Below are 23743 nucleotides of genomic sequence, written 5' to 3'. Positions count from 1 at the left end.
CTCCTGTATTATATTAAAAAGCAGGGTATAACCCGCTTAACATTTCATTAGTAACTAGAATAATCTCTTCATCGAACGAGCGGATAACAGTCCCGTCAGGTACATTCACGTCAGAAGGTACAATGGCTCTTTCAATCAAACAATTATTACCAATGATCGCATCCGGCATAATGACCGACTCTAAAATAGTTGATCCTTTTCCAACAGTAACCCCTTGAAAAAGAACAGATTTCACTACTTCCCCTTCTATTGTACATCCCTCATTAATAAGTGACTCTTTAACCACCGCACTCGGCGAAATATATTGTGGCGGCTGATTCGGGTTAACTGAATAAATCCTCCATCCGTGGTCAAACAAATCTAAGTCACATTCTTCTCTTAGTAGATCCATATTAGCTTCCCAGAGGCTTTGGACCGTACCGACGTCTTTCCAATAGCCTTTAAATGGATAAGCAAACAATTTTTTATTTTCCTCTAAAAGCATCGGAATCACATCTTTACCAAAATCATGACTCGATTCAGGAACACGGTCATCCATTTCTAAATATTCTTTAAGTATATTCCAGTTAAAAATATAAATGCCCATCGAAGCAAGATTATTTTTTGGATTCGCTGGTTTTTCGTCAAAATCGACAATTCTTAGCTCTTCGTCTGTATCCATGATTCCAAAACGACTGGCTTCATTCCAAGGAACTTCTATTAAAGAAATAGTTACGTCAGCCCTTTTTTCAATATGATATTCAAGCATGCTCTCATAGTTCATTTTGTAAATATGGTCACCTGATAGGATTAGCACATATTCTGGCTGGTATTGTTTAAGGTAATTAAGGTTTTGATAAATCGCACTTGCAGTGCCTGTATACCATTTTACTTCGGAAGATTCAGCATACGGTGGTAATACAGTTACCCCGCCATCCTTTCGGTCAAGATCCCATGCACTTCCAATCCCAATATAGGAATTTAATAACAATGGTTGGTATTGTGTTAATACCCCAACCGTATCGATGCCAGAATTGGCGCAATTGCTCAATGCAAAATCAATAATTCGATATTTACCTCCAAAAGGAACAGCTGGTTTCGCTAGATCCTTTGTCAGCGAATTAAGCCTACTTCCTTTCCCTCCTGCTAATAACATGGCTACGCACTTCTTCTTTGCCATTTCCTTTTCGCTCCTTCCTCTTTTTAACTGGTCTGATGATTTGAAATCCAAATGGGGGAATTGCTAGATTTAATGAAAATGGCTGGCCATGGAATGGTTCTTCTTCTGCAATAATAGTCTTTTTATTAACCAATCCAGCTCCACCGTATTCTATATGATCACTATTGAAAATTTCTCGATACTCACCGGATTTAGGAACACCAATTTTATACATTGGGTAATTGACACCAGTAAAATTACAAATAACCACTAATGTTTCTTCAGACTTTTTTCCTTTTCTCATAAAAGAGAAAACAGATTGGTGGCTATTATTGGCATCAATCCATTCGAATCCGTCCTGTAAATGATCGAGTTCATATAGTGCCTTTGAACGTTTATAGAATTTAGTTAAAAACTTTACGTAGGCATTTAATTTTTGATGCATCTCATAGTCCATTAAGTTCCAATCGAGCTGTTCTTTATCTTTCCATTCAGAAAACTGGCCCAGTTCAAAACCCATAAATAAAAGTTTTTTTCCAGGATGAGCAAACATATACCCTAGCAAAAGTCTAAGTTGTGCAAATTTCTCCCAATAATCGCCTGGCATCTTATCGAGCAGTGATTTTTTTCCATGTACCACTTCATCGTGAGAAAATGGCAGCATAAAGTTTTCTAAAAAGGCATATAAAAATGAAAACGTTACATTAGAATGAACATGTGAGCGCGAGTAAGGTGGAGTTTCCATATATTCAAGCATGTCATTCATCCAGCCCATATTCCATTTATAATCAAAGCCAAGCCCACCGTATGCAACTGGTGTTGTGACATTAGGAAATTCTGTTGAATCCTCACCAATCATTAAAAAGTGTGGTTCATACTCATGAACATGTTGGTTTAGTTTTTTCAAAAAGTTAATTCCAAATGGGTTTTCACGCTTTTCATTTGAGCCATTCGGCCAGTAAATGATATTAGCTACTGCGTCCATTCGGAAACCATCAATATGGAAATAGTCAATCCAAAACTGGGCATTTGAGATTAGAAAACTTTGTACCTCTCCTTTTCCAAGGTCAAAGTTGGCCGTTCCCCAAACAGCATTCTCTCTGTCGCTAGCTGTGCTATAGGAATAAATATGAGTCCCATCAAAACGGTAAAGGCCATGAGCGTCCTTGCAAAAATGACCAGGCACCCAATCAAGAATAACCCCAATACCATTTTGATGAATCAGATCAACAAATTCTCTAAATTCATCTGGTGTCCCATACCTGGATGTAACAGAAAAGTAACCTGTTCCTTGATAACCCCATGAGGCATCGAGAGGGTGTTCGACTAGAGGTAATAACTCTATATGTGTAAATCCGTGCTCAATTACATATGGAATAAGTTCCAATGCCAATTCTTTATAATTTAGATATTCGCCGTCTTCCTTATTTTTCCATGAACCCAAATGCAATTCATAAATTACCACTGGCTCAGAAAGGAGGTTCTTTTTTCCTCTTCGATTCATCCAATGATTGTCTTGCCACTCATAATGGTTTAACGAATAAACAATAGAAGCTGTATTCGGTCTTATTTCAGAATAAAAAGCAAATGGATCTGATTTTAGCAGCCTCTCACCAGAATGTGTGATAATTTCATACTTATAAAGCTTCCCTGTTAGATCCCTATTAACAATCAGAATCCAAACTCCCTCATCATTAACCTTTTGCAATTCATACCCTTCACCATTCCAGTTATTAAAATCCCCCGCAAGCCTAACCTGCATTGCATTAGGGGCCCATACGCAAAATCGTGTATAAACCTTATCGGAATTCTTAAAGATATGAGCGCCAAAAAGCTGATGACTTTGGAAAAAATTTCCCTCGTGAAATAAATGTAACTGATAGTCAGTCGGAAAAAACGTATTCACTGTCATGGCTCTCCTCATTCCCAATGAAAATATGTATTTCAAAGACCAATTATAATGGCTATTAATCAATATTCCTCATAAAACTTTTTTATCTTTTCTGACAATAGCTGAGGCTATATGCCATAAAAACCTAAGGTGCGACAAGTTTCGACACTATACACCAATTTTTCTATCAGTAATCGCCAAAAATATATAAATTTTTTTTAGTTTTTTTATCATTTTCATTCAAAAATGTTATTTGAATGATAGTTCAAAATTAGGGGAAATTGTTGCAAATGTAAGCGTTATCAAGGCTTTCACTAAGGAGAGGAGGTCGCTAAAAGTTATATCAATATAAAGATCCTTGTATAAAAGGCGTCCTCGTTTGGTTCTAAGAATTTGGACATTCAAGCGGATTTATTGGTTTTGACATCTCATGGAAAAAGCGGAGAGTTTCTGTAAAATGGAGCCAAAGGGACTTATTGGCGTCAATAGTTCGATAAAAAGTCTTTAAAATGTATCCAATAGCTCTTTGAAATCATAAACGTAATCTATATCTTTCTTTCTTTAATAGATCAAAAAAAAACTGATAACATATTGTTATCAGTTTTTTTTATGACCCCTACGGGACTCGAACCCGTGTTACCTCCGTGAAAGGGAGGTGTCTTAACCGCTTGACCAAGGGGCCTTAATATATGGCGGAGAAGGAGGGATTTGAACCCTCGCGCCGGTCACCCGACCTACACCCTTAGCAGGGGCGCCTCTTCAGCCACTTGAGTACTTCCCCGTTTGGCTCCGCAGGTAGGACTCGAACCTACGACCGATCGGTTAACAGCCGATAGCTCTACCACTGAGCTACTGCGGAACAATTAAAGTTGCTGCTGTGAAAAGATATATGGTGGGCCTAAATGGACTCGAACCATCGACCTCACGCTTATCAGGCGTGCGCTCTAACCAGCTGAGCTATAGGCCCATAAATTGGAGCGGGTGAAGAGAATCGAACTCTCATCATCAGCTTGGAAGGCTGAGGTTTTACCACTAAACTACACCCGCATATAATAGATTTATTATGGGGCGACTGATGGGAATCGAACCCACGAATGCCTGAACCACAATCAGGTGCGTTAACCACTTCGCCACAATCGCCACAATAAAAACTCTATTTAATTAAAATGGTGGCTCAGGACGGAATCGAACCGCCGACACAAGGATTTTCAGTCCTTTGCTCTACCGACTGAGCTACTGAGCCATATTACTTTGCCAAATGAAAATGGCGGTCTGGACGGGACTCGAACCCGCGACCTCCTGCGTGACAGGCAGGCATTCTAACCAACTGAACTACCAGACCAATTGCGGGGACAGGATTTGAACCTGCGACCTTCGGGTTATGAGCCCGACGAGCTACCAGACTGCTCCACCCCGCGACAATAGAAATTATTATTTTAGTGAAAAATATGGAGGAGGAAGAGGGATTCGAACCCCCGCGCGGTATGACCCGCCTGTCGGTTTTCAAGACCGATCCCTTCAGCCAAACTTGGGTATTCCTCCGTGTTAACTATGAAACTAATGGTGGACCTTGTAGGACTCGAACCTACGACCGGACGGTTATGAGCCGTCTGCTCTAACCAGCTGAGCTAAAGGTCCAAATTAAAATACATCTTTAAAATATTTGGTAGCGGCGGAGGGGATCGAACCCCCGACCTTACGGGTATGAACCGTACGCTCTAGCCAGCTGAGCTACACCGCCAAATATACAATTTAATTATGGTGGAGCCTAGCGGGATCGAACCGCTGACCTCCTGCGTGCAAAGCAGGCGCTCTCCCAGCTGAGCTAAGGCCCCATAAGAAGTAAGAAGAATGGTCGGGAAGACAGGATTCGAACCTGCGACCCCTTGGTCCCAAACCAAGTGCTCTACCAAGCTGAGCTACTTCCCGTTAAAGTGCGCCCTGAGAGATTCGAACTCCCGACCTTTTGATTCGTAGTCAAACACTCTATCCAGCTGAGCTAAGGGCGCATATAAATTTAATGAACTAAAATGGTGCCGAGGACCGGAATCGAACCGGTACGGTAGTCACCTACCGCAGGATTTTAAGTCCTGTGCGTCTGCCAGTTCCGCCACCCCGGCTTAAAATAATTGGAGCGGAAGACGGGATTCGAACCCGCGACCCCCACCTTGGCAAGGTGATGTTCTACCACTGAACTACTTCCGCATATGAAAATTAAATGGTGCGGGTGAAGGGAGTCGAACCCCCACGCCTTGCGGCGCCAGATCCTAAGTCTGGTGCGTCTGCCAATTCCGCCACACCCGCATATTCATTTAAAATGGTGAGCCATGAAGGACTCGAACCTTCGACCCTCTGATTAAAAGTCAGATGCTCTACCAACTGAGCTAATGGCTCATCGTAAGATGATTTTCTAATCTTTTATTAGCGTAAGTCAGATGCTCAAAAGAACTTACGTTCTTTCTCGCAGATTGCCCGCAGAAGCTCCTTCAATGAAGTACGCAATCTGCTCTACCAACTGAGCTAATGGCTCATACAAAGGTGCCGGCGAGAGGACTTGAACCCCCAACCTACTGATTACAAGTCAGTTGCTCTACCAATTGAGCTACCCCGGCAAATAGTTTGGAATAATATTTATAGGTAAATATGGTGGAGGATGACGGGCTCGAACCGCCGACCCTCTGCTTGTAAGGCAGATGCTCTCCCAGCTGAGCTAATCCTCCATATTTACAGCCTGGCAACGTCCTACTCTCACAGGGACGCGTGTCCCAACTACCATCGGCGCTGAGAAGCTTAACTTCCGTGTTCGGTATGGGAACGGGTGTGACCTTCTCGCCATTATTGCCAGACCATTTATTCGACACTATTTTATTATAATGTCTTTTTCATATTTTTCAAGAGGAAAATTATTTTTTTTCATTCCCTCAAAACTAGATAATGCTGAAGAAGTTGTAAAAACGAGTATGCCTTAAAAATTGGTTAAGTCCTCGAACGATTAGTATCAGTCAGCTCCACATGTTACCACGCTTCCACCTCTGACCTATCAACCTGATCATCTTTCAGGGTTCTTACTAGCTTGCGCTATGGGAAATCTCATCTTGAGGGGGGCTTCATGCTTAGATGCTTTCAGCACTTATCCCGTCCGCACATAGCTACCCAGCGATGCCCTTGGCAGAACAACTGGTACACCAGCGGTGCGTCCATCCCGGTCCTCTCGTACTAAGGACAGCTCCTCTCAAATTTCCTGCGCCCACGACGGATAGGGACCGAACTGTCTCACGACGTTCTGAACCCAGCTCGCGTACCGCTTTAATGGGCGAACAGCCCAACCCTTGGGACCGACTACAGCCCCAGGATGCGATGAGCCGACATCGAGGTGCCAAACCTCCCCGTCGATGTGGACTCTTGGGGGAGATAAGCCTGTTATCCCCGGGGTAGCTTTTATCCGTTGAGCGATGGCCCTTCCATGCGGAACCACCGGATCACTAAGCCCGACTTTCGTCCCTGCTCGACTTGTAGGTCTCGCAGTCAAGCTCCCTTGTGCCTTTACACTCTGCGAATGATTTCCAACCATTCTGAGGGAACCTTTGGGCGCCTCCGTTACTCTTTAGGAGGCGACCGCCCCAGTCAAACTGCCCACCTGACACTGTCTCCCACCCCGATCAGGGGTGCGGGTTAGAATTTCAATACAGCCAGGGTAGTATCCCACCGACGCCTCCACCGAAGCTAGCGCTCCGGCTTCTCAGGCTCCTACCTATCCTGTACAAGCTGTACCAAAATTCAATATCAGGCTACAGTAAAGCTCCACGGGGTCTTTCCGTCCTGTCGCGGGTAACCTGCATCTTCACAGGTACTATAATTTCACCGAGTCTCTCGTTGAGACAGTGCCCAGATCGTTACGCCTTTCGTGCGGGTCGGAACTTACCCGACAAGGAATTTCGCTACCTTAGGACCGTTATAGTTACGGCCGCCGTTTACTGGGGCTTCGATTCAGAGCTTCGCTTAGCAGCTAACCCCTCCTCTTAACCTTCCAGCACCGGGCAGGCGTCAGCCCCTATACTTCGCCTTGCGGCTTCGCAGAGACCTGTGTTTTTGCTAAACAGTCGCCTGGGCCTATTCACTGCGGCTCTTCGAGGCTATTCACCTCAAAAAGCACCCCTTCTCCCGAAGTTACGGGGTCATTTTGCCGAGTTCCTTAACGAGAGTTCTCTCGCTCACCTTAGGATTCTCTCCTCGCCTACCTGTGTCGGTTTGCGGTACGGGCACCTTTTATCTCGCTAGAGGCTTTTCTTGGCAGTGTGGAATCAGGAACTTCGGTACTAAATTTCCCTCGCTATCACAGCTCAGCCTTCGCGAGAAGCGGATTTGCCTACTTCTCAGCCTAACTGCTTAGACGCGCATATCCAACAGCGCGCTTACCCTATCCTCCTGCGTCCCCCCATTGCTCAAACGATAAAGAGGTGGTACAGGAATATCAACCTGTTGTCCATCGCCTACGCCTTTCGGCCTCGGCTTAGGTCCCGACTAACCCTGAGCGGACGAGCCTTCCTCAGGAAACCTTAGGCATTCGGTGGATGAGATTCTCACTCATCTTTCGCTACTCATACCGGCATTCTCACTTCTAAGCGCTCCACCAGTCCTTACGGTCTAGCTTCAACGCCCTTAGAACGCTCTCCTACCACTGACATCAGAGATGTCAATCCACAGCTTCGGTGATACGTTTAGCCCCGGTACATTTTCGGCGCAGAGTCATTCGACCAGTGAGCTATTACGCACTCTTTAAATGGTGGCTGCTTCTAAGCCAACATCCTGGTTGTCTAAACAACTCCACATCCTTTTCCACTTAACGTATACTTTGGGACCTTAGCTGGTGGTCTGGGCTGTTTCCCTTTTGACTACGGATCTTATCACTCGCAGTCTGACTCCCACGGATAAGTCTTTGGCATTCGGAGTTTGTCTGAATTCGGTAACCCGATGAGGGCCCCTAGTCCAAACAGTGCTCTACCTCCAAGACTCTTACTACGTGAGGCTAGCCCTAAAGCTATTTCGGAGAGAACCAGCTATCTCCAAGTTCGATTGGAATTTCTCCGCTACCCACACCTCATCCCCGCACTTTTCAACGTGCGTGGGTTCGGGCCTCCATCCAGTGTTACCTGGACTTCACCCTGGACATGGGTAGATCACCTGGTTTCGGGTCTACGACCACATACTCATACGCCCTATTCAGACTCGCTTTCGCTGCGGCTCCGTCTCTTCAACTTAACCTTGCATGGGATCGTAACTCGCCGGTTCATTCTACAAAAGGCACGCTATCACCCATTAACGGGCTCTAACTACTTGTAGGCACACGGTTTCAGGAACTATTTCACTCCCCTTCCGGGGTGCTTTTCACCTTTCCCTCACGGTACTGGTTCACTATCGGTCACTAGGGAGTATTTAGCCTTGGGAGATGGTCCTCCCTGCTTCCGACCGGATTTCTCGTGTCCGGCCGTACTCAGGATCCACTCAGGAGGGAACGAAGTTTCGACTACAGGGTTTTTACCTTCTATGACGGACCTTTCCAGGTCGCTTCATCTACCCCGTTCCTTTGTAACTCCACGTTGAGTGTCCTACAACCCCAAGAGGCAAGCCTCTTGGTTTGGGCTATGTCCCGTTTCGCTCGCCGCTACTCAGGGAATCGCGTTTGCTTTCTCTTCCTCCGGGTACTTAGATGTTTCAGTTCCCCGGGTATGCCTTCAATACCCTATGTATTCAGGTAAAGATACTGTTCCATTACGAACAGTGGGTTCCCCCATTCGGAAATCTCCGGATCAAAGCTTACTTACAGCTCCCCGAAGCATATCGGTGTTAGTCCCGTCCTTCATCGGCTCCTAGTGCCAAGGCATTCACCGTGCGCCCTTTCTAACTTAACCTAAAAGGTTATTCTCTTACTTACATAAGAGAGAAAACTAAAATGGCATTGACTCGGTTCTTACATTGACTTCTTCATTACGATTATCTAGTTTTCAAAGAACGATTAAAAAAAGCTTTGAGAGAATTGTACTCTCAAAACTAAACAAACAAAGATCGTGCCACAAACTGTTTTGTCTGGCTCACAGGTCCAGCTTTATCCTTAGAAAGGAGGTGATCCAGCCGCACCTTCCGATACGGCTACCTTGTTACGACTTCACCCCAATCATCTGTCCCACCTTAGGCGGCTGGCTCCTTGCGGTTACCCCACCGACTTCGGGTGTTACAAACTCTCGTGGTGTGACGGGCGGTGTGTACAAGGCCCGGGAACGTATTCACCGCGGCATGCTGATCCGCGATTACTAGCGATTCCGGCTTCATGCAGGCGAGTTGCAGCCTGCAATCCGAACTGAGAATGGTTTTATGGGATTGGCTAAACCTCGCGGTCTTGCAGCCCTTTGTACCATCCATTGTAGCACGTGTGTAGCCCAGGTCATAAGGGGCATGATGATTTGACGTCATCCCCACCTTCCTCCGGTTTGTCACCGGCAGTCATCTTAGAGTGCCCAACTGAATGCTGGCAACTAAGATCAAGGGTTGCGCTCGTTGCGGGACTTAACCCAACATCTCACGACACGAGCTGACGACAACCATGCACCACCTGTCACTCTGTCCCCCGAAGGGGAAAATCCTATCTCTAGGAGTGTCAGAGGATGTCAAGACCTGGTAAGGTTCTTCGCGTTGCTTCGAATTAAACCACATGCTCCACCGCTTGTGCGGGCCCCCGTCAATTCCTTTGAGTTTCAGCCTTGCGGCCGTACTCCCCAGGCGGAGTGCTTAATGCGTTAGCTGCAGCACTAAGGGGCGGAAACCCCCTAACACTTAGCACTCATCGTTTACGGCGTGGACTACCAGGGTATCTAATCCTGTTTGCTCCCCACGCTTTCGCGCCTCAGCGTCAGTTACAGACCAGAAAGCCGCCTTCGCCACTGGTGTTCCTCCACATCTCTACGCATTTCACCGCTACACGTGGAATTCCGCTTTCCTCTTCTGCACTCAAGTCCCCCAGTTTCCAATGACCCTCCACGGTTGAGCCGTGGGCTTTCACATCAGACTTAAAGGACCGCCTGCGCGCGCTTTACGCCCAATAATTCCGGACAACGCTTGCCACCTACGTATTACCGCGGCTGCTGGCACGTAGTTAGCCGTGGCTTTCTGGTTAGGTACCGTCAAGGTACCGGCAGTTACTCCGGTACTTGTTCTTCCCTAACAACAGAGCTTTACGACCCGAAGGCCTTCATCGCTCACGCGGCGTTGCTCCATCAGACTTTCGTCCATTGTGGAAGATTCCCTACTGCTGCCTCCCGTAGGAGTCTGGGCCGTGTCTCAGTCCCAGTGTGGCCGATCACCCTCTCAGGTCGGCTACGCATCGTCGCCTTGGTGAGCCGTTACCTCACCAACTAGCTAATGCGCCGCGGGCCCATCTGTAAGTGTCAGCCGAAACCGACTTTCAGCTTTTCCTCATGAGAGAAAAAGGATTATCCGGTATTAGCACCGGTTTCCCGGTGTTATCCCAGTCTTACAGGCAGGTTGCCCACGTGTTACTCACCCGTCCGCCGCTAACCAACAGGAGCAAGCTCCTATTGATTCGCTCGACTTGCATGTATTAGGCACGCCGCCAGCGTTCGTCCTGAGCCAGGATCAAACTCTCCAAGAAAGTTGATTAGCTCATTTTGTTACGTTGGCTTAGTTTCGTAATTGAAACTAAAATTTTGTTTGTTTGCACGATTTTGTTTGTTTAGTTTTCAAAGATCAATTTCTCATTCGCTCGTAAGCGACTTTATTAATTTATCATATCCAACATCTTAATGTCAACAACTTTTTAAAAATCTTTTTTTCGTTAGTTGACTCTCTCGATGAGGACGAGATTTAATATAACATGATAAATTAATGTTTGCAATATAATTTTAAAAGTTTTTTTGAAAAGCTCATTCTTATTACTAAAGTAAGGACCATATAAAAAACAGGGAAATGTAAACCTCATTGATATAGCCTTTTTTGATCCTTCTTATCATATAATAAATAGACGGTTATTGATTAATAGTAAATAATTTCCATAGTACATAAAAATATAAGTTCCCACTTGTACTTCCATTAGATACTCGTTTATGTGTAGAATCAACATAGGAAAACCTTTAATTTTTTCCAATGCTCTATATTTTCTACCACCACAACAAACAAAACTTCAGTCAACAGACTGTGTAATTGGACGTGAACCTAAAGATGAGTAGTATCGATATCCATATATTAATTAAGTTAGGTGTTTCTGCTGTTTTTGGCCTTATTATCGGCCTAGAACGAGAATTAAAAAGGAAACCAGTTGGACTTAAGACAAGTCTGGTTATCTCGGTTGTGAGTTGTTTGCTGACAATTGTATCGATTGAATCGGCGTATATGTTTCCCAATTCGGATAATGTTAAAATTACAATGGACCCTCTTCGCTTAGCAGCACAGATTGTTTCAGGAATTGGTTTCTTAGGTGCGGGTGTTATCCTAAGACGGGGCAATGATAGTATTTCAGGATTAACTACTGCTGCGATGATATGGGGAGCCGCAGGAATTGGCATAGCTGTCGGAGCTGGTTTTTTCATAGAGGCATTTGTTGGTGTTGCGCTACTTATGATTAGTGTGGAATTTGTTCCATTTTTAATGAAGATCATTGGTCCCAAACAATTACGGGAAAAAGAAGTCATGTTGCACTTGTTTATTAGAGACCAAAATCAAATTGATAAAGCGATTTCTTTCTTATTAGAAAAAAATTATATTGTTCGTAGACTTAAGATTAAAGATTTAGACAACGGGGACCATCTTGTTCAAATCTTAGTTGCAGTGGATTACCGTGAAAAGACAACCGATGTGTATTCCTCTGTATCGAATTTAGAAGGTGTTCAGAAAGTTGAAATCGAAAGTATTGGCTAGAAAAAAATTTTATGTTAAATCAAAATTTTCTCTTGCAAGATAATAGCAATACAGATATAATTTTTCTTGTACCAATAAACTGGGGGATTAGCTCAGCTGGGAGAGCGCTTGCATGGCATGCAAGAGGTCAGGGGTTCGAGCCCCCTATTCTCCATATTTCGAAAACCTTTGCGCTGCAAGGGTTTTTTTTATTTCTCTGATTTACAAAATAACATCCAACCCTCTCAATTATTTCTCCTAATAAATTTTTAATGGGTATTTTTACCTTTTTTTGAAATTTCCTATTGCAAATTCCCTTCTCAATATAATAAAATCGAAAATGTAATTTTAAAATTTAGAAAAATCTGTATTTAAAGGAGCGAATTTTAAAAAATTAATTTCTTCCAGTATAATTACCGCCACGATCTATTTTTCCTCAACAAATGACCAATCAGCATTGTCTTTTATTTGACCTCAGATTTGAACAAAGGGCTTTTATATGAGAGGGGGAACTACCATTGGAGGCAAAAAAAACTAAGGTTAATTCTGAAAGCGATTACACTGCAATTGTTCAATCATCATCATTTCAAAAATTACTCTCCGAAAAGAAAAAATTCATCGTGCCAATCACCATATTCTTTTTTTGTTTTTATTTTGCATTGCCTGTATTAACTTCCTATTCGACAGTGTTAAATCATAAGTTTATCGGAAGTATAACATGGGCATGGGTCTTTGCTTTCTTACAATTCGTCATGACATGGGTTTTATGTATGCTTTACTCGAAAAAAGCAGCAAGATTTGATGAATTAGCTAATAAAGTCATCCAAGAAGGAGGGACTAACTAATGAATACAGCTGCATTTACTATGTTTCTATGTATCGTTTTTGTTACGTTAGTGATTACATACTTCGCTTCAAAACGGACGAAAAATGCAAGTGAGTTCTACACGGCTGGCGGAGGTCTTACTGGCTGGCAAAATGGACTTGCCATCGCTGGGGATTATATGTCCGCTGCATCCTTCCTTGGAATTGCAGGGGCAGTCGCCTTAACGGGATTTGATGGCTTCTTTTATAGCATTGGTTTCCTAGTTGCCTATCTTGTTGTACTTTATTTGGTAGCTGAACCTCTAAGAAACCTCGGAAAATATACCTTTGCAGATATGATTGCTGCAAGATTTGATGCAAAAAAAGTGCGTGGTTTTGCCGCCATGAACACGGTAACCATTTCGATTTTTTACATGATTGCTCAGCTAGTTGGTGCAGGTGCACTTATCAAATTATTATTAGGCTTAGAATATACCACATCCGTTTTAATTGTTGGCGTACTAATGACTGTATATGTTATTTTTGGAGGAATGCATGCAACAAGCTGGGTCCAAATCATTAAAGCCGTCCTATTAATGGGCGGTACCTTAGTCATCTCCATAATTGTCTTTGCCAAATTTAACTGGAGTATTACCGATATGTTTGCACAAATGAAAACTGCAACACCGTTAAAGGAGACCTTCTTAAATCCTGGCGTAAAATACAAAATTGGCCTAGATACGATTTCGTTAAACATGGGACTAGTTCTAGGAACAGCTGGTCTGCCCCATATTCTTGTTCGTTTCTTTACAGTAAAGGATGCCAAAACTGCTCGTTCCTCAGTCGTTTATGCCACATGGATCATTGGGATTTTTTACGTTATGACCATTTTTCTTGGCTTCGGTGCGGCAGCTTTTGTAGGTAACAGTACAATTGTTGCAGCTAATCCAGCGGGAAATATGGCTGCTCCGCTTTTAGCCCAAGCTCTTGGTGGAAATATGTTATTTGCTTTTATTTCAGCAGTCGCTTTTGCAACTATTCTAGCTGTTGTTGCTGGCCTTGTTCTGACGGCTGCCTCAGCGTTTGCCCATGATTTCTATAACGTTATCCTTAAAAAGGGAAATGCAACAGAAAAGCAGCAAGTAGGTATGGCACGCTGGGCAGCAGTTGGAGTTTCTGTCATATCTATTATACTTGCGTTAGGTGCACAAACTCTTAATGTTGCCTTCCTAGTTTCACTTGCCTTTGCCGTCGCAGCGAGTGCAAATTTACCTGTTATTCTGTATACAATTTACTGGAAACGCTTTAATACAACCGGTGCCGTTTGGGCTATGGTGGGTGGGCTTATTTCAGCAATCGGCTTGGTGCTAGTCAGCCCGAATGTATTCAGCCCTGAAGTTGGAAAAGCTATTTTTGTAGGCGAGCCTTGGTTCCCGTATACAACTCCAGGAATTGTTTCTATTCCACTCGGATTTATTGCGGGCTATCTTGGAACTATTTTCTCAAGCCAAAAAGCCGATGTAAAAAGATATGAGGAAGTACTGGTTAAATCAAATACTGGCATTAGAATTGGTAGTTAAATAAGCGAATGGGACTGAATCATTTTCAGTCCCATTTGTTTTAAAAATGTATATTATCTTGGTCCTTTTCTACCTGAACCTGTTTTCGTACTGTTTCTTCCTGACGTAACTGTTTGGGACCTTCTTTCAGAGCTGCCTCTTCCTCCAGACCTATTTTCCCTTCTACCTGTATCGTTTCGATTTCGTGATGTACTTGTTCTTGCTTTACTCATTCCACGTTTATCTATATGAACAGTATTACGTTCTTTTTTAATGTCTTCTGTTTCTGATTTCTCTTCGCTATTACCATTATTTTGTTTCGGAATGATGATGTTTAACTCTTGTTCAATCGTTTCAAGCATAGGCCTGTCCGCCGAAGTATAAAAGGTAATTGCAAGACCTGTCATTCCAGCTCTGCCTGTTCGGCCAATTCGATGAACATAACTGTCAGCATCTTCAGGGATATCATAATTAAACACATGCGTGACGCCTTCAACATCTAGTCCTCTCGCCGCCACATCTGTAGCAATTAACAATTGCACTTCGGCATCCCTAAAACGCTTCATCACTCGTTCTCTCTTCGCTTGAGACAAATCACCATGCAATTCATCGCAAGAAAAGCCGTTTGCTTTCAGGACATCAAAAAGTTTACTTACTCTTCGTTTCGTCCGACAAAAAACTACCGCTAAATAGGGACGATACGTTTCCACTAATTGAATAAGCGTGGCTTGTTTAGCACGATCCGTTGTATGAATCGCAATCTGCTTAACATTTTCAGCCGGACCTTGTGTTTTTTCTACTTGAATATATTCAGGATCAAGCATATGCTTTTTTGCTAGTTTGCGAATTTCAGGAGGCATCGTTGCTGAAAACAGCATCGTTTGCCTGCTTGCTGGAGTTTCTCTAATAATATCCTCCACTTCATTAAGAAAGCCTATATGGAGCATTTGGTCTGCTTCGTCTAAAACAAGGAAGGATATTTCCGATAAACGGATGGTTTCTCTTCTAATATGATCTAAAAGTCGGCCAGGAGTCCCAACAACAATTTGCATTCCCCTCTTTAATTTTTTTAACTGTTTATCGACATCCTGCCCGCCATAGACAGCCAGGACATCTACACCGTTAATGTCTGCTATCAATTTTTCAAATTCATCTGTAATTTGCAGTGCTAATTCTCTGGTTGGAGTCACGATAAGCGCTTGAACCTGTTCTGCATCATGATTAATTTTTTCAAGTATCGGTAGAATAAATGCAAACGTCTTCCCTGTTCCCGTTTGCGCCTGTGCAATTATATCGTTACCATTCATCACAAATGGAATCGCTTGTTCTTGAATCGGTGTCGGTTTTGCTATACCGTGGCCGCGTAATTTATTCACTAATGTTTCTGAAATACCCAATTTTAAAAAATCTGACAAAAAAACCCCTACTTTCATTTTTAACCTATCCATTTATTTTGATTGTTTATCATTCCAATTGCAAATATACTTTTCCTGTCGATATTCAAAAAAATATATAAATGTTCAGACATTAGTTGCCTTTTTCTTTTAAAACAACTATAATTTTTGTATCACAATATAATACCAACTTATTCCATCGGAATAGTAAACTTTGGAGGTGGAGAATAAAAATATGAACCAAAACAGTTTTCTCATCATGCATGGCCTAGGAGGGAGCGGACCTGATCATTGGCAAACATGGCTGGCTCAAGAATTAACACAAAGGAATCATCATGTTTGTTACCCAACTTTCTCTAACTTTGATTCACCTAATAAGAATGTCTGGTTGGAGGAACTGTCCGCTACGATGAAGACGATTCCTGAGGAAAATAACTTAACGATTATCACACACAGTCTAGGATGCTTGCTATGGCTTCATTATGCCTCTACTCTAAACAAACAAATTGCCAAACAAGTTATACTCGTTGCACCGCCATCTCCATCACATATTCTCACTGAAGCGAAATCCTTCTTTCCGGTACCGCTGGATGGAAACCATTTAATGCGAACATCTGCGGAAACCTTATTTGTCCATTCTTCTAATGATCCCTATTGCAGTTTGGACGATTCAAAAAACTATTTAAATCTCGGGCTGCCTTCCGTTACCATACCAAATGCTGGTCATATTAATACGCAGTCCGGACACGGGGAATGGCCATGGATCTTAGATTTATGTCTTTCTCGTAAAGAAATTGTTCAATATTGATAAAAAGAAGGAGTGAGACATCACTCCTTCTTTTTATTGACGTTTCTTCCATTCTAAGCCATTATATAAATTAATTTTATCTGTTTTATCAATCACAATTAATCGATTATATAAATATTTCAAGGAGGAAATACATTTGGATTTGCATCAGTTGTATGTTTTTACAAAAGTGGTTGAACACAAAAGCTTTTCAAAAGCAGCAGATGATATTTTTTTAAGTCAATCAACCGTTAGCTCTCATATCCAAGCATTAGAAAAGATGTTAAATATGAATCTTTTTGATCGTGTCGGAAGAGAAAGCATTCTTACTCCTCAAGGGGAACGCTTATATCAGTGGGCACTCAAGCTTTTGCTTATTAAGGACCAAGCATTGCTTGACCTAAAAGAGGGGATGACAGACCTCCGTGGAATGATAAGGATTGCAGCGAGCTCTGTTCCTGGGCAATTTATGGTTCCGCGAATGGTCAAGCAATTTAGAGTACAGTATCCTGAAGCGACGTTTCATATCAATCAATCTTCCTCTAAAATTGTGGCCGAAAAGGTTTTAAATGGATCTGTTGATGTTGGAATACTGGGTGATAAATACGAAAACGACAAACTTCACTATATTCCTTTATTAAAAGAAAAGCTAGTCTTAATTACATCGAACCAAAACGAGATTGTGGGACCTGTCAATATCGAGGAGGTTTTAGATTATCCATTTGTGATGCGTAATTCTAGCTCAGGAACGAATGCTCTTTTGGAACGTTTCCTTAAGAAAAGTAAGATTCATAAGGACAAATTAAATATCATTGCTTATATAGAAAGCGGCCAGAGTTTAATGCAATTTGTCCTACAGGATATTGGCATTTCGATTATATCTGAAATTGCTGCAAGCGAATATTCCTCTAAAAATATGCTTAAGATGCATGATATAAATGGCTTTGATGACGAAAGATATTTTTATCTTGTTTACAACATTAATAAAACGCAATCACTCCTATCAAAATTATTTATTGAAGGTGCCTTGGATTTGGTTGGCGGTAACCACACAAAGTGGGCTGAGTAAATACTCAGCCTATTTTATTTTATCAAGGAACAGGGTATTACGGTTTCAGGATAACTTTAATACAATCTTCCATTTTTGTATCAAATACTTCATACCCATGTTTTGCTTGGTCCAAGGGCAGTACATGGGTGATAATGTCCCCAGGGTCAAGCTTTCCTCCATTTATCATATCGTATAGGAACGGCATATAAGGAATAACTGGGGCCTGTCCAGTCTTAATATTCACATTTCGTTGGAAAATATCTCCTAGAGGAAAAGCATTATATCGACCACCATATACACCTGTTATTTGAATGGTTCCGCATTTTCGGACTGCTTGACTAGCAATGACAATCGCTCCCATCGCCCCACCATGAAGTTTCATGCCCGAAGCAAGAAATTCAAGCGGTGTCCATTTTCCATCCATTCCGACTGCATCAATCACGATGTCGGCCCCGCCTTGGGTAATTTCCTTTAAGTATTCTCCAGTGTTAGCATGTTGTTCAAAATTAACAATTTCTACCTTATTTGTTCTTTTGGCATGCTGCAATCGGTAATCAATATAATCAACTGCAATCACTCGTTTTGCACCATTTAACCATGCAAATTTTTGGGCTAGCAATCCCACCGGACCGCAGCCAAGAATAATAACCGTATCACCATCTTTTACACCAGCATGATCTACACTCCAGTATGCAGTTGGAGCTGCATCAGCAAGTAACACTAGTTTTTCATCTTCCACCTCACAATTTTCTGGAATCTTAAATGGGGTGAAATTCCCATATGGGACGCGCATGTATTCAGCCTGTCCCCCTGCATAACCACCGGTTAATTCAGAATAACCGAAGAAACCTCCAATTTCTCCATGAGGATTGGAATTATCACATTGACTTGTTAGGTCATTAGTACAATACCAACAATGACCGCAACTAACATTGAATGGAATTATCACTCTGTCACCTTTTTTAAGTTTAGTAACTTCTGGGCCAACCTCTTCGACTACTCCCATCGGCTCGTGACCAATAACATAGTCTGTTGGCAAACTTGGAATCATCGCATGAATTAAATGTAAATCGGAACCGCATATCGCTGAAGAGGTAATTTTCACAATGATATCATCAGCATTTTTTATTTCTGGATCTTTGACCTCTTTTACTTGAACATTTTTTATGCCTTGGTATGTAACTGCCTTCATTCAGTTTTCTCCCTCCTATTATTTGTTTGGTGTCGCGAACATGCCAAGGCGATCCGTATCGTTAGGGAAAAGGTTTAATTGGGCAATTTGCACGGCTGTTTCAGCAGACTTCAAATCAATAGGGAATTGTTCCTTTAGATTATGAGGATGAAGCCAGCCCTTTTTAACCATTAAGTCAGAAATTTCCGTGTGCAAATCAATCGCTGCTTCCATTTGTTTATGTAAAGCCCTTCTAAGTTCAGGATTGGCGGTTTCGGTTATCGCAAAACCATAATTACGTATTCCTGTTTTCACCGCAAGTAAAAAATCCATGGCAAAAGCTGAATCAGCCAAATTCGGCATTCCTTCTGCATTCCTTGGATCTAAATAGTCCTCCAATTTTTCCACCTCACTTATTGTAGTAATTGGCTTTGTTTATAGAAACCGATAAGTTCATTAATATCTTTAATCGTTTGCTGTACATCTTTTTCCATTAGTGCTTTTAGTTCATTATCGAAACAGATTCCTTGCATTAATTTTGATTTAAGCAAGCAAACCGTTTTAAAGTTTAGAATTTCATGGGTTTCCATCGTCTCATGTAAGCCCAAGCTGCCTACTTCCATATAAGCACCTCCAGTTTATAACATATGTATTTTCCCCTTATGCCGTTTCCTTTTATGCAGATAATAAGGTGAATAAACTGGGATTACCTAAGAAAATATAATGAGGATAAAGTATGTTCGTGTTGGAGGGAACAACAATGACAAAGTATTTAGGCCTTCATGAAACATTAGACCTTCATGAATTGTTATCATTTAAAAATCTTTGCCTAACTAAAGCGACAACGATGAGTGTTTTGGCCCAAGACGAGGAACTGAAGGCAATACTTTCAGGGGATGTCACTACAGGAACCCAGCATATACAACAGCTACAGCAGTTTTTGACAGATCGGAGGGAAAAGCAGTGAATCATTTCATTCAAAATATGATGGGAATGGGCGGAATGACTGACCAAGTCATTGCAACTGACTTTCTCATTTCCGCAAAGGCCGGTGTGAGAAATTATGCTGTTGCGATTACGGAGACCGCTACACCAGAATTGAAAGCAGCCTTACGAGCACAATTAAATGACGCCATTGCTACACATGAAAAAATAACCAACTTTATGGTAGCAAAGGGTTTTTATCATCCACATGATTTAAGTGAGCAGCTGCAGGTGGACCTAACGGTGTCAGATACGGCATTAAATCTTGCACAAAAGAAGGAAAATGCCTCGAATTAGATTATTAGAAAAAGGGAGAACAGTTTGTTCTCCCTTTAAATGACCGTGCTCATTTCCTTTAATTTCTTTTTATCTATTTTTCCCACATGGGTTTTTGGCAGTTCTTCTAAGAAAATGAATCGCTTTGGAATTTTGTATCGGCCTAGTTTAGCCGCGCAATAAGGTCTCAATTCTTCCTCTCCTACAGTTGAGGAGTCTTTTAACACAATAAAAGCAGCTACACTTTCTCCCCATTTTTTATCCGGCAATCCGAGGACTGCGACCTCATCTATGTCTGGGTGTTCCGCGAGCCATTGCTCTATTTCAAGCGGATATACATTCTCCCCGCCTGTGATAATCATATCTTTCTTTCGGCCGACAATATAATAGAAGCCTTCTTCATCCCTTTTGGCTAAATCCCCTGTATGAATCCAGCCCTCCATCAACGTTTCCGATGTTGCTTGTTCATTATTCCAATAAAACGAAAACGCATGCTTCCCTTTAATTAATAACTCACCAACCTCATTGTTTTCTGCTTCTCGGCCATCTGGTTTTACTAATTTAATCGAATTAAACAGCATCGGTTTACCGACAGACCCACGTTTTATTTGGGCATCTTCCGGGCTAATATAAAAATTATTCGGCCCTGCTTCCGTTAACCCATAACCCTCTTTAAAGGCTAACCCCTTTTTTTGAAAAGAATCATATATTTGTAAAGGACAGGGCGCGGCACCTGATAAAAAGATTTTCATTGTCGGAAAATCACTGCCTTGAAATTCATCGGTTTGAATGAGCAAATGATACATGGTAGGAACCAAGAGAATAATTGTACAGCGATAACGATTGATGGATTCCACAGCTTTTTGCCCGGTAAATTGATCGCCTATAACGACAGTCCCACCAATCATAAGGACAGGGATACTAAGCGCATTTATTCCACCCGTATGAAACATCGGTAAATAATTTACCGTAACATCCTCAGCTGTTAAGCTCCAACTTATTATTGTGTTCATTGCATTCCATAAGATTGACTGATGACTTAACACTACACCCTTAGGTTTACCGGTTGTTCCCCCTGTATAAATCATCGCCAACGGGTCGGTTTCAATGATTTCTTCTGTAAAACTATCTCTAATTGGATACGAAGAAATTTCAAGATAATTTTCCGCTCTAATTAAAAAGGAATTCGGGTAAACGTTGGTTAATTGTTCGTAGATCGTCTCAAATTGCTGATGGATTCCAATTAACACGGGTATACAATCCTGCAATATTTCGCTGATCTCATGCTGCGATAAACGCCAATTCAGAGGAACCAAGATGGCTCCTATTTTTCCACAGGCAAATAATAAATCAAAATAGCTAATATCATTAGGTGATAAAAGGGCAACCCGATCGCCTTTTCTAACACCTTGGGACAGGAGCCAGCTTGCTACAGACTTTGCCCGTGTATTTACTTCTTTATACGTCCAAGCTTGGTTTGTTTTTTCATCTATAATTGCATCCTTTTCCGGAGATAATCTTGCTCTACTATCAAGCCAATCCAGTTCCCACCTCACCGAATAATCGCTCCTTCACTACTAGATGCAACTATCTTACTTATTTCCGGTTACAAGGGAGTTACATAATCAGACTCTAATATCGGATATGAATGGTTATCGACACATTTTTCTTAAACATCACTATCTATAAATTGTGTAATTGCGTTTACTAACTGTGGAAGATCATCCACCAATGGGGAGTGACCACAATTCTTTAACTCAATAAACCTAGCTTTTTCCCCTAGGTCCTCAAGTAATTCCTTCGTCATGTTTCCAGTTACCACAAAATCACGGTCTCCGCTTAGTACCAGTACTGGTACCGTAATATCATCTACTTTCCCATTTCCTTCAACAAGTCCATTATGATGGTGGCTAATATTAAACGTGTTATTGGAATGATGCACCTCAGCTAAGTTCCGCTGGGTTCTCATATCCTGAACATACTCATCATAAAGGTCAGGTGCAGGCTGATTGTGAGTATAGATAACAGCGTTCCAAATGAGCTTCAATAATTCAGTGTTATTCGTGTCATAGGCAGTCTGGACAGGAATAGTTTTAGTAACATCCCTTTTAATCTCTTCATGTAACGCAAATCTCCGCGGCTCATCATTTTCATTTAATTTCCCGTCAAATGGATAGCCACGGGTGGATTCAGATGCTAACAAAATAAGTTTGTTTGCATACCCAGGGTAATCTGCGACAAACTGCATGGCAACCGCACCGCCGGTTGACCATCCAACAACCGCAAAATCCTTTAAGCCTATTTCATCAACAAACAGCTTTATATCATCTGAAAAATCTTTTATAGACATCACTAGATTGGTATAGGTTGAACCGCCAAATCCTCGTAAGTCAACCGCATATAGTTTATATTTGGCATCCAAATTCTCAAGCACCAAATCCCAGTGCTTCGATGAAGTCATATTTCCGTGGATTAACAAAACTTTTATTTCTCCTCCAGCCCTTTCCCGATAAGTAAGTGTTTCGCCATTTGTAAGTTTAGCTTCCTTTAATGTCACATTAATCATCCAGATCAACCTTCCCCCATTTAATAGTAGTAGCTCCCCACGCATAGCCAATTCCAGCACTAACTAAAACGACAACATCGCCTTCTTTAACTTTTCCATCTGATAAGGCCAACTCCAAGGACAATATCTGATCAATTTGCCCGATATGACCATAATCTTCTAGATAAATAGACTGCTCTTCGGACAAACCCAGTTCATTTAAAACATATTCATGTGCGGACTTTTTCATGTGAAGGATACCAAGATAAGAAATATCCTTCTCGCTAAACCCACTTTTCCTTAAAGATTCACGAATGACCTTTAGAAAATTATTCATTGATTTCTGTTCGAGGCGCTCCTTCATACCTTCTGGATCGAGAACATCGAGCTTATTAAGCCGCTGAGCTATAGCCTCTTTTGTAATGGGGTTCTTAGTCCCTCCGGAAACAACGACGACGTCATCTGAAAAAGAACCATCAGTAATTATATCCGTTTCCATTAATAGGTTTTCGTTATGGCCACTTTTTAAAAGTATGGCTCCACCGCCAGCACCGAGATTAAACATGAAACGGGTCCTTGGATTGTCGTAATCAATGAAATCCACATTCCGATACCCACCTGCAAGAAGAACCGTTTGAATACCTGGATCAGCAATCATCATAGATTTTGCTACTTTTAATGCCATGACAGTTGTCCCGCATCTTAAGGCAACATCAAATGCCCATGCATTCAAAGCTCCAACTGCTTCTTGAAGTTTAATACCAGCGGTCCACAGAGGGTATTCCTTATGTTCCTCACCAATATAAATGACAAGGTCAATCTCCATTGGATCGATTGCTGCTTTAGCAATAGCTTGTTTTGCAGCGACGATCCCCATTTCACACGTATGGTCTTCCGGTCCTGGGATATACTTTTTCTTTATGCCCATTTTTTCTTCAACAACTGAAACAGGGATATCGGCCATTTCTGCAATCTCTTTTCCAGTCAAAAATTGTTCAGGCAAATAAATGCCCGTGCTCAGGATCCCGATTTGCAAAGCTAATCACCTACCTCTCTATGCTTTTTCCGCCATAGCCTTCATAAAAATCAGCGCTTCTTCAATTGATTCAAATAATGTTTCTTTGTCTTCTTGAACATGGGTAACTTTTATTCTCCATTGTTTCTCGCCTGTTTCCTTTTCAAAAGCGGCCAACTGAAACCGAACAACAAAAGAAGCAATTTGATTTAGCTCCATTCCTTC

General features: G+C 42.0%; 17 protein-coding genes, 22 tRNA genes and 3 rRNA genes. 8 read left to right on the top strand and 34 right to left on the bottom strand.

The features are described from left to right. Window positions 1-13: 13 nt before the first annotated feature. The 26 genes from QF028_RS02580 to QF028_RS02455 all read right to left on the bottom strand — a co-directional run bounded on the left by QF028_RS02580 (window position 14) and on the right by QF028_RS02455 (window position 10692). Window positions 14-1159 carry a glucose-1-phosphate adenylyltransferase gene (locus QF028_RS02580; protein ID WP_214717705.1) on the bottom strand — a complete coding sequence of 382 codons (1146 nt, stop codon included), beginning with the start codon at window positions 1157-1159 and terminating at the stop codon, window positions 14-16. Further along, window positions 1107-3050, bottom strand: a complete 1944-nt coding sequence (gene glgB, locus QF028_RS02575; protein ID WP_429463941.1) for a 1,4-alpha-glucan branching protein GlgB — start codon at window positions 3048-3050, stop codon at window positions 1107-1109. The genes QF028_RS02580 and glgB overlap by 53 nt, the downstream gene beginning before the upstream one ends. Before the next feature lie 589 nt (window positions 3051-3639). Then, window positions 3640-3711, bottom strand: a tRNA-Glu gene (locus tag QF028_RS02570). Window positions 3712-3719: 8 nt separating this feature from the next. Further along, window positions 3720-3810: transfer RNA gene (locus QF028_RS02565), tRNA-Ser, on the bottom strand. Window positions 3811-3813: 3 nt separating this feature from the next. Further along, window positions 3814-3888, bottom strand: a tRNA-Asn gene (locus QF028_RS02560). Between the two features lie 31 nt (window positions 3889-3919). Continuing rightward, window positions 3920-3996: transfer RNA gene (locus QF028_RS02555), tRNA-Ile, on the bottom strand. 6 nt (window positions 3997-4002) lie between these two features. Continuing rightward, a tRNA-Gly gene (locus tag QF028_RS02550) sits at window positions 4003-4076 on the bottom strand. Between the two features lie 17 nt (window positions 4077-4093). Further along, window positions 4094-4169 (bottom strand) — tRNA-His (locus tag QF028_RS02545). 27 nt (window positions 4170-4196) lie between these two features. Next, window positions 4197-4272, bottom strand: a tRNA-Phe gene (locus QF028_RS02540). Between the two features lie 22 nt (window positions 4273-4294). Continuing rightward, window positions 4295-4371 (bottom strand) — tRNA-Asp (locus tag QF028_RS02535). 2 nt (window positions 4372-4373) lie between these two features. After that, window positions 4374-4447, bottom strand: a tRNA-Met gene (locus QF028_RS02530). Between the two features lie 31 nt (window positions 4448-4478). After that, window positions 4479-4571 (bottom strand) — tRNA-Ser (locus tag QF028_RS02525). 19 nt (window positions 4572-4590) lie between these two features. Continuing rightward, window positions 4591-4667 (bottom strand) — tRNA-Ile (locus QF028_RS02520). A 26-nt stretch (window positions 4668-4693) separates the two neighbouring features. Continuing rightward, window positions 4694-4770: transfer RNA gene (locus tag QF028_RS02515), tRNA-Met, on the bottom strand. Between the two features lie 18 nt (window positions 4771-4788). Beyond that, window positions 4789-4864: transfer RNA gene (locus tag QF028_RS02510), tRNA-Ala, on the bottom strand. Window positions 4865-4881: 17 nt separating this feature from the next. Further along, window positions 4882-4958 (bottom strand) — tRNA-Pro (locus tag QF028_RS02505). A gap of 6 nt (window positions 4959-4964) precedes the next feature. Next, window positions 4965-5038 (bottom strand) — tRNA-Arg (locus QF028_RS02500). A gap of 22 nt (window positions 5039-5060) precedes the next feature. Then, window positions 5061-5149: transfer RNA gene (locus tag QF028_RS02495), tRNA-Leu, on the bottom strand. Window positions 5150-5159: 10 nt separating this feature from the next. Next, window positions 5160-5234 (bottom strand) — tRNA-Gly (locus QF028_RS02490). A 14-nt stretch (window positions 5235-5248) separates the two neighbouring features. Beyond that, window positions 5249-5333, bottom strand: a tRNA-Leu gene (locus tag QF028_RS02485). A 14-nt stretch (window positions 5334-5347) separates the two neighbouring features. Beyond that, a tRNA-Lys gene (locus QF028_RS02480) sits at window positions 5348-5423 on the bottom strand. Between the two features lie 145 nt (window positions 5424-5568). Further along, window positions 5569-5641, bottom strand: a tRNA-Thr gene (locus QF028_RS02475). Window positions 5642-5673: 32 nt separating this feature from the next. Continuing rightward, window positions 5674-5749: transfer RNA gene (locus QF028_RS02470), tRNA-Val, on the bottom strand. A 9-nt stretch (window positions 5750-5758) separates the two neighbouring features. Next, a 5S ribosomal RNA gene (gene rrf / locus QF028_RS02465) occupies window positions 5759-5875 on the bottom strand. A 126-nt stretch (window positions 5876-6001) separates the two neighbouring features. Further along, window positions 6002-8938: ribosomal RNA gene (locus QF028_RS02460) — 23S ribosomal RNA — on the bottom strand. 204 nt (window positions 8939-9142) lie between these two features. After that, window positions 9143-10692 (bottom strand): 16S ribosomal RNA (locus QF028_RS02455). Together the 16S, 23S and 5S rRNA genes with 21 tRNA genes alongside form the textbook arrangement of a ribosomal RNA operon. A 566-nt stretch (window positions 10693-11258) precedes the next feature. Between QF028_RS02455 and QF028_RS02450 the strand changes: the two genes are divergently transcribed. From QF028_RS02450 to QF028_RS02435, 4 genes are all read left to right on the top strand, one after another. Then, window positions 11259-11954: an MgtC/SapB family protein gene (locus QF028_RS02450; protein WP_215002370.1), complete on the top strand. Its 696-nt coding sequence runs from the start codon at window positions 11259-11261 to the stop codon at window positions 11952-11954. 81 nt (window positions 11955-12035) lie between these two features. Continuing rightward, window positions 12036-12108, top strand: a tRNA-Ala gene (locus tag QF028_RS02445). A 343-nt stretch (window positions 12109-12451) separates the two neighbouring features. Next, a complete protein-coding gene (locus QF028_RS02440; RefSeq protein ID WP_168245418.1) occupies window positions 12452-12778 on the top strand; it encodes a DUF485 domain-containing protein in 327 nt (108 codons plus the stop codon). Next, complete coding sequence (locus QF028_RS02435) at window positions 12778-14316, top strand: solute symporter family protein (RefSeq protein WP_429463938.1); 1539 nt, start codon at window positions 12778-12780, stop codon at window positions 14314-14316. The genes QF028_RS02440 and QF028_RS02435 overlap by 1 nt, the downstream gene beginning before the upstream one ends. Window positions 14317-14369: 53 nt before the next feature. Here QF028_RS02435 and QF028_RS02430 read toward each other — a convergent pair whose 3' ends face one another. Next, a complete protein-coding gene (locus tag QF028_RS02430; protein WP_429463936.1) occupies window positions 14370-15710 on the bottom strand; it encodes a DEAD/DEAH box helicase in 1341 nt (446 codons plus the stop codon). Window positions 15711-15924: 214 nt separating this feature from the next. On the opposite strand from QF028_RS02430, the gene QF028_RS02425 reads away from it, so the two are divergent. Further along, complete coding sequence (locus QF028_RS02425; protein ID WP_215002374.1) at window positions 15925-16497, top strand: RBBP9/YdeN family alpha/beta hydrolase; 573 nt, start codon at window positions 15925-15927, stop codon at window positions 16495-16497. Between the two features lie 136 nt (window positions 16498-16633). Continuing rightward, window positions 16634-17545, top strand: coding sequence for a selenium metabolism-associated LysR family transcriptional regulator (locus QF028_RS02420; RefSeq protein ID WP_429463934.1), 912 nt, complete (start codon window positions 16634-16636; stop codon window positions 17543-17545). Between the two features lie 37 nt (window positions 17546-17582). On the opposite strand, the gene QF028_RS02415 is transcribed toward QF028_RS02420, so the two are convergent. From QF028_RS02415 to QF028_RS02405, 3 genes are read right to left on the bottom strand one after another with little or no spacing between them, the layout of a single operon-like run. After that, entirely contained in the window at window positions 17583-18719 is a 1137-nt protein-coding gene (locus QF028_RS02415) for a zinc-dependent alcohol dehydrogenase (protein ID WP_429463932.1), read from the bottom strand. 18 nt (window positions 18720-18737) lie between these two features. Then, complete coding sequence (locus tag QF028_RS02410) at window positions 18738-19097, bottom strand: spore coat protein (RefSeq protein ID WP_215002380.1); 360 nt, start codon at window positions 19095-19097, stop codon at window positions 18738-18740. A gap of 14 nt (window positions 19098-19111) precedes the next feature. Then, the gene (locus QF028_RS02405) at window positions 19112-19321 is read right to left on the bottom strand and encodes a spore coat protein (protein WP_215002382.1); all 210 of its coding nucleotides are present in this window, start codon (window positions 19319-19321) and stop codon (window positions 19112-19114) included. Window positions 19322-19458: 137 nt separating this feature from the next. Here QF028_RS02405 and QF028_RS02400 point away from each other — a divergent pair, with 137 nt between their 5' ends. Both QF028_RS02400 and QF028_RS02395 read left to right on the top strand, forming a co-directional pair. Then, window positions 19459-19665: a hypothetical protein gene (locus QF028_RS02400; RefSeq protein WP_429463929.1), complete on the top strand. Its 207-nt coding sequence runs from the start codon at window positions 19459-19461 to the stop codon at window positions 19663-19665. After that, complete coding sequence (locus QF028_RS02395; protein WP_429463927.1) at window positions 19662-19979, top strand: spore coat protein; 318 nt, start codon at window positions 19662-19664, stop codon at window positions 19977-19979. Before QF028_RS02400 ends, QF028_RS02395 begins: the two co-directional genes overlap by 4 nt. A 35-nt stretch (window positions 19980-20014) precedes the next feature. Here the strand turns inward: QF028_RS02395 and QF028_RS02390 are convergent, their stop codons facing one another. The 4 genes from QF028_RS02390 to QF028_RS02375 all read right to left on the bottom strand — a co-directional run bounded on the left by QF028_RS02390 (window position 20015) and on the right by QF028_RS02375 (window position 23737). Beyond that, entirely contained in the window at window positions 20015-21514 is a 1500-nt protein-coding gene (locus QF028_RS02390; RefSeq protein WP_429463925.1) for an acyl-CoA synthetase, read from the bottom strand. Between the two features lie 113 nt (window positions 21515-21627). After that, entirely contained in the window at window positions 21628-22524 is an 897-nt protein-coding gene (gene phaZ, locus QF028_RS02385) for an intracellular short-chain-length polyhydroxyalkanoate depolymerase (protein ID WP_429463923.1), read from the bottom strand. Further along, window positions 22517-23539, bottom strand: a complete 1023-nt coding sequence (locus QF028_RS02380; protein ID WP_429463921.1) for a 3-oxoacyl-ACP synthase — start codon at window positions 23537-23539, stop codon at window positions 22517-22519. The genes phaZ and QF028_RS02380 overlap by 8 nt, the downstream gene beginning before the upstream one ends. Before the next feature lie 18 nt (window positions 23540-23557). Continuing rightward, window positions 23558-23737 carry a hypothetical protein gene (locus QF028_RS02375; protein WP_215002393.1) on the bottom strand — a complete coding sequence of 60 codons (180 nt, stop codon included), beginning with the start codon at window positions 23735-23737 and terminating at the stop codon, window positions 23558-23560. Between the last annotated feature and the right edge of the window lie 6 nt (window positions 23738-23743).

Origin of the sequence: Neobacillus sp. B4I6, from assembly GCF_050434045.1 — a bacterium.
GTDB lineage: Bacteria > Bacillota > Bacilli > Bacillales > Cytobacillaceae > Neobacillus.
Note: the sequence above shows the minus strand (reverse complement) of the source record. Positions and strands in the feature narration are given on the sequence as shown.

Excerpts from the sequence above, each read along its gene's own strand:
- QF028_RS02400 (WP_429463929.1), top strand. The coding sequence starts at position 19,459 with ATGACAAAGTATTTAGGCCTTCATGAAACATTAGACCTTCATGAATTG.
- QF028_RS02580 (WP_214717705.1), bottom strand. The coding sequence starts at position 1,159 with ATGGCAAAGAAGAAGTGCGTAGCCATGTTATTAGCAGGAGGGAAAGGA.
- glgB (WP_429463941.1), bottom strand. The coding sequence starts at position 3,050 with ATGACAGTGAATACGTTTTTTCCGACTGACTATCAGTTACATTTATTT.
- phaZ (WP_429463923.1), bottom strand. The coding sequence starts at position 22,524 with ATGATTAATGTGACATTAAAGGAAGCTAAACTTACAAATGGCGAAACA.
- QF028_RS02375 (WP_215002393.1), bottom strand. The coding sequence starts at position 23,737 with ATGGAGCTAAATCAAATTGCTTCTTTTGTTGTTCGGTTTCAGTTGGCC.
- QF028_RS02425 (WP_215002374.1), top strand. The coding sequence starts at position 15,925 with ATGAACCAAAACAGTTTTCTCATCATGCATGGCCTAGGAGGGAGCGGA.
- QF028_RS02435 (WP_429463938.1), top strand. The coding sequence starts at position 12,778 with ATGAATACAGCTGCATTTACTATGTTTCTATGTATCGTTTTTGTTACG.
- QF028_RS02415 (WP_429463932.1), bottom strand. The coding sequence starts at position 18,719 with ATGAAGGCAGTTACATACCAAGGCATAAAAAATGTTCAAGTAAAAGAG.
- QF028_RS02450 (WP_215002370.1), top strand. The coding sequence starts at position 11,259 with ATGAGTAGTATCGATATCCATATATTAATTAAGTTAGGTGTTTCTGCT.
- QF028_RS02405 (WP_215002382.1), bottom strand. The coding sequence starts at position 19,321 with ATGGAAGTAGGCAGCTTGGGCTTACATGAGACGATGGAAACCCATGAA.